Source organism: uncultured Slackia sp., from assembly GCF_959608125.1.
Classification (GTDB): domain Bacteria; phylum Actinomycetota; class Coriobacteriia; order Coriobacteriales; family Eggerthellaceae; genus Slackia.
The window spans coordinates 1-8,631 of record NZ_CAUHPG010000037.1; the positions used below are offsets into that span (position 1 = coordinate 1).

At 59.8% G+C, this 8,631-nt stretch carries 7 protein-coding genes; all 7 read right to left on the reverse strand.

The window, feature by feature from the left end:
* Window positions 1–201: 201 nt before the first annotated feature.
* Window positions 202–1,317, reverse strand: coding sequence for a tRNA lysidine(34) synthetase TilS (tilS, locus tag Q6E04_RS08915; protein ID WP_303250425.1), 1,116 nt, complete (start codon window positions 1,315–1,317; stop codon window positions 202–204).
* 1 nt (window position 1,318) lies between these two features.
* Window positions 1,319–1,966, reverse strand: a complete 648-nt coding sequence (locus tag Q6E04_RS08920; protein ID WP_303250426.1) for a nucleoside triphosphate pyrophosphatase — start codon at window positions 1,964–1,966, stop codon at window positions 1,319–1,321.
* 247 nt (window positions 1,967–2,213) lie between these two features.
* Window positions 2,214–3,191 carry a cysteine synthase A gene (gene cysK, locus Q6E04_RS08925; RefSeq protein WP_303250427.1) on the reverse strand — a complete coding sequence of 326 codons (978 nt, stop codon included), beginning with the start codon at window positions 3,189–3,191 and terminating at the stop codon, window positions 2,214–2,216.
* A 105-nt stretch (window positions 3,192–3,296) separates the two neighbouring features.
* Window positions 3,297–4,799 carry a 23S rRNA (uracil(1939)-C(5))-methyltransferase RlmD gene (gene rlmD / locus Q6E04_RS08930; RefSeq protein ID WP_303250428.1) on the reverse strand — a complete coding sequence of 501 codons (1,503 nt, stop codon included), beginning with the start codon at window positions 4,797–4,799 and terminating at the stop codon, window positions 3,297–3,299.
* 143 nt (window positions 4,800–4,942) lie between these two features.
* On the reverse strand, window positions 4,943–6,967 hold the full coding sequence (locus Q6E04_RS08935) for a sigma-54-dependent Fis family transcriptional regulator (protein ID WP_303250429.1): 2,025 nt from the start codon (window positions 6,965–6,967) through the stop codon (window positions 4,943–4,945).
* A gap of 49 nt (window positions 6,968–7,016) precedes the next feature.
* Window positions 7,017–8,159 (reverse strand): RNA polymerase factor sigma-54, encoded by a 1,143-nt coding sequence (rpoN, locus tag Q6E04_RS08940; RefSeq protein ID WP_303250430.1) that lies wholly within the window; start codon window positions 8,157–8,159, stop codon window positions 7,017–7,019.
* The gene (locus tag Q6E04_RS08945) at window positions 8,156–8,455 is read right to left on the reverse strand and encodes a hypothetical protein (protein ID WP_303250431.1); all 300 of its coding nucleotides are present in this window, start codon (window positions 8,453–8,455) and stop codon (window positions 8,156–8,158) included. Before Q6E04_RS08945 ends, rpoN begins: the two co-directional genes overlap by 4 nt.
* Between the last annotated feature and the right edge of the window lie 176 nt (window positions 8,456–8,631).

Here is an 8,631-nt window from a genome sequence, read left to right on the forward strand (position 1 = left end):
TAGGAACGGCAAAATTTTTTGCACTTCTATTGCTTCTTTATCACACATAAGCAAACCTTTCCGGGCTGTATGCCTACGACGGGCATTTTGCGGGAACGTATTCCCGCCTTGGGCCGGGAAACATCGTTTCGGGCCTGTTCGGAGGACTGAGCGCCGCCACGTTCTGGATCGACTGCGCCCGACCCGACCCGCGCATGCAGGCTAGCCCTTCTTCCGTCGGGCGCGAAATGCGCTCATAGGTTCGATGCGCAGACCCTGCTTGTTGTACGAAACGGCCAGGTTGCCCTGAATGTTCGCCACGTATCCGCTGTGCCCCAAACCCGAAAGGCACGCTTCGATCGACGCGCTTTCGATGCGCGCATCGCGACCAAGCGCAAGCGAGAGCACGCGGTCGATCACGCGGCGAGCCAAAGGCGCGGGCGCCTCGACCAACGTGCCCGACACGAGGAACCCTTCGGAATGAGATACCCCCAGGGGGCATACTTGTTCAAGAAGAAGCTTGCGCGTCTGCTCGTCGAGCATGTCGTCTTCATCGGCGATGAGGTTCATCGTGCGCGTGAGCGTTTCGAGCAGACGCGGGTTGCGCTGCTTTGCCACGGGAATAATCTCGTGGCGCACGAACGCACGGAAACGGTCGGTGTCGGCATTGGTAGCATCCTCGCGCCACAGCGCGCCCGTCGCATCACGCACCGCGCCGTCGCGCGTCTCGATGAACGCGCGCAAATCGTCGCGTCCCACCTCGAGCAGCGGACGGCACACACGGCACCCCTCGATCATGGCGCTGTGCTCCATCGAGCGAAAACCGCCGGGGCCCGTTCCCACGATCGAGCGCATATAGAAGTTCTCAACGCGGTCATCGGCCGTGTGGGCAGTGAAAATGCGCCCGTCTTCAAAGGGAAACCCCATGTGAAGACACGTGCTTTCAAGCGCTTCACGTGCGGCGCGGTAGCGCTCGGTGCGCGCGATCGCCTCCATGTTGCCGCCCGAGGAACGCACCATCGAAGCGATGTCCACCTCGCACACGAACAGGGGGATGCCCAGATGCTGCGCCAGTTCGCCCACGAAAACCGCATCACCGTCCGAGGCTGCTCCGCGTAGCTTGTGGTTCACATGAAGCATGGCCAGCGCACCCATATCGCCCGCAGCCACCATATCGGCCGCAAGATAGGCCAGCGCCACGCTGTCCGACCCGCCGCTCACCATGAGCAGCGCAACGTTGTCGCGCCCCGCCATCGAGCGCGCATCCACCGTGCTTCTGACGCGCTCGAGCACGTCGCATGCGCCCGCCCGCTCGCACGTCTCGATGTTGTGCGCCATGCTATTTCGCCGCCTCGAAGAATTCGGAGAACTCGGCGATCAGGCGTTTCACCGGCAAACCCACCACATTGTCGAAATCGCCCGAAACGCGCTCGACCAGCATCTCGCCGCCCAGACCTTGCACGCCGTACGCGCCCGCCTTGTCCCACGGCTCATCCGTCGCGATATAACGCTCGATCAGCTCGTCGTCGAGCGCTTTGAACAGCACATGGCTCGTTTCAGCGAAGGAGCGAAACGCCAAAGAGACGTCTTCGCCCTCGGGCGCGCCCACAAGCCACACCGAAACGCCGGTGATAACCTGATGCGCACGGCCCGAAAGCTCATTCAGAATGCGTTTCGCGTCGGCTTCGTCGGCTGGCTTGCCGTAAATCGTGTTATCGGCCACCACCATGGTATCGGCGCCCACCACCATGGCCATGCCGGCATAGCCTTCGTTGAGCACGTCTTCCACCACGGCGCGTGCCTTGCGCTCGGCGAGCTTTTTCGCCGCCTCCTCGGGCTGGCTTAGCAAATCGGCATCGAGGGTTTCGTCGGCCTGCGACGCGCGCACCGAAAACGGCACGCCCTCGCGTGCAAGCAGCTCGCTGCGGCGCGGGCTTCCGCTTGCCAGAATCACGTCGATCTTCATTTCTTCGGCCTTGTCAGCCATATTGATTCCCTTTCGAAACTTAGTATCTTATTGTTAGAAGATATCAATTGAACTTCTTATTACTTTTGAACTCCCGTATTTTGCAGCCGTTTTCTCTTAATGACCAAGAGAAAACCGAGCAACCACAGGCGCCCGCCGAACAGCGTCCCGTCAGCAAAATCGCAGATGAACAGACGGCTCCAAAGAACGAAGACCGCCCAAGCAGGGCGGCCTTCGTCATCGTCATGCGGCGCGCCGCAACGGCATCCTAGGAGAACAGCGGCGTGGACAGATACCTCTCCCCGGTATCCACCGCGAACGTCACGATGGTCTTGCCCTTCGCCTCGGGATGCTCGTGCACCAGCTTGCGCACGGCGGCAATGTTCGCACCGCTCGAAATGCCCACGAGCAACGCCTCCTGCGTCGCCATGAAGCGCGCCTGCTCGTACGCCTCCTCGGTGGCCACGCGGAACGCGCCGTCCAAAGCATCAAGGTCGAGCGTTTCGGGAATGAAGTTCGCCCCGATTCCCTGAATGCCATGAGGTGCGGGCGTCAGCTGCTCGCCCGCGAGAGACTGGGTAATCAGCGGGCTTTCGTCGGGCTCGACGGCATACACGAACACGCGCTCGCCCGTCAGCGCGGCCAAACCGTTTTTGTTCTGCGCACCGGCGCCGTTGAAGAAATGCGCCACGCCCGAAACCGTGCCGCCCGTGCCTGCGGCCGCAACGATGTAATCGGGGTTCGCGCCGCCAAGCGCCGCCTTGATTTCGGGGCCGGTGGTCTTCTCGTGGGCCGCCGGGTTATCAGGATTCGTGAACTGGCCCACAATCCACGCGCCTGGCGTTTCACGCTCGATGCGCTCGGCCTCGGCAACCGCGCCCGCCATACCCTCGGCCGCGGGCGTCAGCACCAGCTTCGCGCCATAGGCGGCCAAAAGCATGCGTCGCTCCTTGCTCATGGACTCAGGCATGGTAAGCACCACGTCGTAGCCGCGAGCAGCGCCGATCATGGCGATGCCGATGCCCGTGTTGCCGCTCGTCGGCTCCACAAGCACGCTTTTCCCGGGCGCAATTTCCCCACGCGCCTCGGCGGCGTCGATCATGTTTTTCGCAGCGCGGTCTTTGATCGATCCGCCAGGGTTGGCGACCTCGTATTTCACGAACACGTTCGCGCCCACTTCGGCGCTCAACTTCTCAAGTTTGATCAGGGGTGTTGCGCCTATCGCGGCGCTCATCTGCTCCGTCATCGTTCGGCCTTCCCTTCTTGACAGAAAACGAAATAAGGCGGGCGCATTCGTCGCAACGCCGCCCAACGCACACCGCACGCCTGGCGCAACCCGCCCTCTAGCTTCTTATGCGCCTGCCGGTTCGTCGCAACGCGAATCGCTGCAACATGAATCGTCATCGCACGCCACACGTTCAAACGCAAGGATGTTTTCGACATGATGCGTGTGCGGGAACATATCCACCGGCTGCATTTCCACGATACGATAACCGTGATACACCAGATACTCGGCGTCGCGGCGCTGCGTGTCGGGGTTGCAGGAGATGTACACGATACAGCGCGGCCCCAAAGAGCAGGCCGCCTTGAGAAAATCAGGCGTCGAGCCGCTGCGTGGCGGATCCATGAGCAGTACGTCGATCCGTTCGCCGCGCGCCGCCACATCGCGCATGAACGCGCCCGCATCCGCCGCGACGAACTCGGCCGCCTCGATGCCGTTGTGAGTCGCATTGTTGCGCGCATCGGCCACGGCATCGGGGCGCTCTTCCACACCGATCACCCGCGCCGCGCCTGCTCCACCGTTCACACCGCGTGCCGCCACCAGGCCGATCGTTCCCGTGCCGCAATACGCGTCCATCACCGTCTCGGTGCCATTCAACCGCGCCATCTCGATGGCGCGTGTGTAAAGCACCTCCGTTTGATCGGAATTCACCTGGTAAAACGACTTCGAGGAAATGCGGAACGTCAAACCGCACAGCGAATCGAGGATGAACCCCGGGCCGTAGAGAGTGCGTTCCTTATCGCCCATGATCACGTTGGTCTTGCGCGTGTTGACGTTTTGCACCACCGTAGTGATGCAGGGGTGCGCCTTTTTCAGCGCGCGCACGAACGCACGCGATGCAGGAAAGGCCTCTTCGCGCGTGACGAGCGTGACCATGACCTCGCCCGACGTGTGTCCGACGCGCACCTGTACATGACGCAGAAAGCCCGTGTCGGCATCTTCGTCGTACGGCGTCATACCGAAGTTGCCCATCAGATCGCGCACCGTCAAGATGATGCGCTTAGCCTCCTGGTTCTCGATTAGACATTCGCGCGAATCGATCACGCGGTGAGTTCCGCGCTCGTACATGCCACACAGAATGCGACGCTTGCGGGCGCGCCGATCATAGACGGCCACATAAGGGGAAACCACCTTGTTGCGATAGTGGCGCGGGTCGCGCATGCCGGCAATCCGATCGATTCGCACGTCGGCGTCGAGCAGATCGGCGAACAGCTCCTCCATGCGTGCCTGTTTGTCCCGCAGTTGCTTTTTGTAGGGAACCCGCAAAAGCTCGCAGCCGCCGCAACGGCCGTCGATCGGGCAGAACAGCCCGTCGCGACGGGCGCTGTGGGCGCTTGCGTTCTTCGACGCTTCGGCCTGCTCGATCGCCTCCGCATTCGGCTTCGGACTACGATATCCCGCGCGCGAAGAGGACGACGCACCCCGATATCCGCCGGAACGCCCGACGTTCGCCTTGCGCGTGCTCGTCGGACGCGAACCCGCATGTCCGAGCGGCGCCTTCGCAGATACGCGCGTATGGGCGCGCCCTGCAGACGCGCCCTTTTTCGTGTGGTGTTTCTTCTGTTTATCCATAACGAGCATTGTAGCGTGAGCGTGAACGCCGATGCCGCGCTGCGTCCACATTCACCATCGGTACAGCACGAAAGAAGCGGAAAGAACAGGCGGCGCATTCGATGGCGCGCCACAAGCCCTCACGCGCGCGCGATGCCGAACGCTCAGTCCATCTCGACGACCACTTTCACCTTGAGCCCCAACTCGGCAAGGCGCATCTCAAAAGCGTCGAGGCCCATACCGAGCAAATCGGCCGCCTGCGCTTTGTTGCCATCGCATTTCTCCAACAAAAGAGCCAGCCGTCGCCGCTCGTCAGCAGCGTCCTCGCATGTATTCTCCTGAAGCAGAACCCGACCTTGGACCAATGCGGCGGCAGCCGACATCGACTTGGCAGGCCCTTCGAAATACTCCCCAGACGAAAGCGCATTGGCGATGTGCGCAGGAAGGTCGGCGACCGTTGCCGCATCGCCCTGACCCGCCATAATCAAGCACCGCTCGACGACATTGCGAAGCTCTCGCACGTTTCCTGGCCACGTATAGCGCGAAAGCACATCCACCACATCGGGCCCGAAGGGAGAATATTCAAGCATGAGCGACCTGGAAAGTTCCCTGTTGAAGAAATCGACAAGCAGCGGGATATCACTTGCTCGCTTGCGCAGCGGCGGCAGGCTTATCTCCACCATGCTCAAGCGGTAGTAAAGATCGGCCCTGAATTTGCCCGAATCGATCATATGCTGTACGTTTTGGTTGGTGGCGGCAAGAAACCGCACGTCAATCTGCCTCGGCTCCACCGACCCGAGACGCGTCACCTGTTGCTCCTGGATGGCACGGAGCAGGCCGACCTGCAAATCGATCGGCATCTCTCCTATTTCGTCCAGGAACAACGTTCCGCCATTCGCTGCCTCCATCTTGCCGACCGATCCGCCCTCTTTCGCGCCGGTGAATGCACCGCTTTCGTAGCCGAAAAGCTCCGCGGCGAACAAATCGCGCGGAATGGCACCGCAGTTAATGGCAACGAAAGGACCCTTGCGACCCGATAAACGATGAAGCGCACGAGCGACGACTTCTTTGCCCGTGCCCGTCTCTCCGAGCAAGAGGACGTTCGCCTTGATGGGAGCAACCTTCTTCACGAGACTGTCAACTTTGCCCCATTCGGGCGATTCACCGATGTAATCAACCACCTCACGCGCGCTTCGACGGCGTGGCTTCACCTCGATGCGCTGGTCGGCCTGCACGTTTCGGTCCACCCCGAACACGAACACAACGTGCGTGATGCCGTTTCCCACTTCGACCGTGCAGCGCCTAACAAGCTCCAGAAAACGCGGCTCTTTCTTGCGCCCGTTCTTGAACGAAACCCGCATCGGCCCGCCATCGTCGATGGGCTCCGTCATAACCCGCTTTAAAGGACTCTCTTTCGCAAGGTATTCGGAAAGAGGCTGCGAGGCGTACGGACACGAGTCGTATTTAGCGATAAAGGGGCGCATAGGCTCGTTCGCCGTCAAGATTCGTCCCGCCTCATCGGTCACGAGAACGGGCACGCCCATCAGACGCATGAGAGGATTGAAGAACTCGGCCGTAGCAAGCTTCGCCCACATTCCCCGCTTTGCCAAAAAAAGCTCGTTAGACAGATCGACCGCAGCCGCGCACATATCCAATGCGTAATCAGGCAAGACATCGAAGGGATCGTTCACGTTCAATGCACCGAAATAATTGCCGCGGTTGTCGACGTAAGGGGCGCTCACGCCCGAATAGGTTTGCGAAATCGCCCGATATTGCTCGAAGCCCTCGACACGCACAGGTTTTTTCTCGTACGGAACAATGGTCGCATTGCCCGTGCCCACTTCTTCTTCGAGAACATACGTGCCGAACGTTCTTGGATAGTAGCTCAAAGGCGAATGAAAGCCGAACACGAAATTCTCGTGATCCATCAGCGACACGTTGCAGTTGAGAAGAGCCACGAGCATGCGCATGATAGGCGTGTTGACATCGAGGGAATGCGTATACTGGCTACGTTTCTCACGCAGAAGGTTCTCGTCCATGACCGGAAACGACGACGACCACGGGTTAACGCCTGCGGCCTTGCATCGCTTCCACGACCGCGCGACTTCGGGGCGCACGACGTCTTCGTCGATGACGCCCGTCGTTATGAACCTCCTCCAGGCCTCCGCCTGCCGTCTTTGGTCGTACATGCGCAACCCCTTTCTTCCCTTTCACGCCGCAATCGCCGCCTGCCGTCCGTCATGCCCTTTTCATCCGGCGCTTCGCCTGTGACTCGATTCCTATCGATTCACGATACTTGGCCACGGTTCTTCGTTTGACCTCTATCCCCTCGGCATTCAACCGATCGGTTATCGCGGAATCGCTCAGAGGCTTTTCGGGGTCTTCTTCCGCGATAATCGCGCGAATTCGTTCTTTAATGTCGAACGAAGAAACCGACCCCTTACCCGATGAGGCCTTGTTCTGAGGCAGAGCGCGCGTGAAAAACATCTTCAGAGGAAACGTTCCTCGGGGAGTCTGCGCGTATTTCCCCTGAACCGTCCTGCTAATCGTCGACACATGCACATCAAGCGCATCGGCAGCCTGCTTCATGGTCAAAGGGGCAAGACCGCCATCGGAAGATATGAAGAAGCGGAACTGCTTCTCAACGAGAAACACCCCGAATCTATGCAGCGTGATGCCACGCTGTTCTATGCTGCGCAGAAACACTTCGGCATCCTTGCGCTTTTCTTCGAGATAGGCACGCGCCTGCTCACCAAGGCCTCCCTCATCCATCATGGCCAGATATTCGGCGTTCAACCCGATGCCAGGACCTATGGAACCGGTCACTTCAACGGTGAAATCGGTGCCGCGACGGCGAATCACGATATCGGGAACGATATAGCGAGCATCGGATCGCTGCCAAAACGACGCACCTGGACGCGGATTCATATCGGCTACGGCACGACAAAGGAAGCCGGCCTCAGAGGTCGACACGCCAAGCGACCTGGCTATCGAAGAAAGCCTATTAGCGGCAACGTCTTCGAGGTGCCGACGCACGAGCGTCCTGAGCATGGGAGCATACGGGTCGTCGTCTTGCACTTGGAGCAGCAGACACTCCGACAAATCACGAGCGCCGACGCCTGCGGGCTGCAAGGATTGAAGTCTGCGAAGCCCACGAGCGGCGGCCTCGATCGACACGCCGCACGCAAACGCCACCATGGACAGATCGCCGACGAAATAGCCATCGTCGGACACGCATTCGATCAGAGCATCCATCAGGCGACGTTCGCCATCCGGCAGGCGCATTCCGACCGTTTGCACATGCAAGTATTCCTGCAGGGTTTCGGTTTGCCGACACTCATCCTGGATGCGGGAGAAATCCCATTCGAACGACGGCGTCAAACTTCTTTCACAACGAGATAGGGGGGGGTGCTTTCCGGGAATCTATCGAAGCTCGAGCAATCTCTCGATGCAGATGCGACGTCGCATTCGTCGCTTTCGGGCAGTTCGCTATAGGAAAACAGGCCGTCAGAGAAATCTATCTCAATCAAAGGATTCGATTCTGCGGCTTGTTCTATATATTCGGGAAGAGACGCAACGGGCAGAGCCAAAACCTCAAGCCCCTGTAACGCCGTCGGCGCAAGATGGGTTTTCGTCTTCGCCGCAACCGACGACGACGGTCGGGCGGCCGTAGCCATACGCTCCACGCACTCCCCCTTTCATAACGCAGGTTTTCATTTTAAACAGTCGACCCTGCAAGAAAAATATCAAATCGTAGGTTTTTCCATTCCTGAAAGAATCAAACGTGACCTGGCATGTTTTATGCTCTCCCCTTCATGGGGCTTTACGGGCCTAAACCACGAGCGCGGCCTCG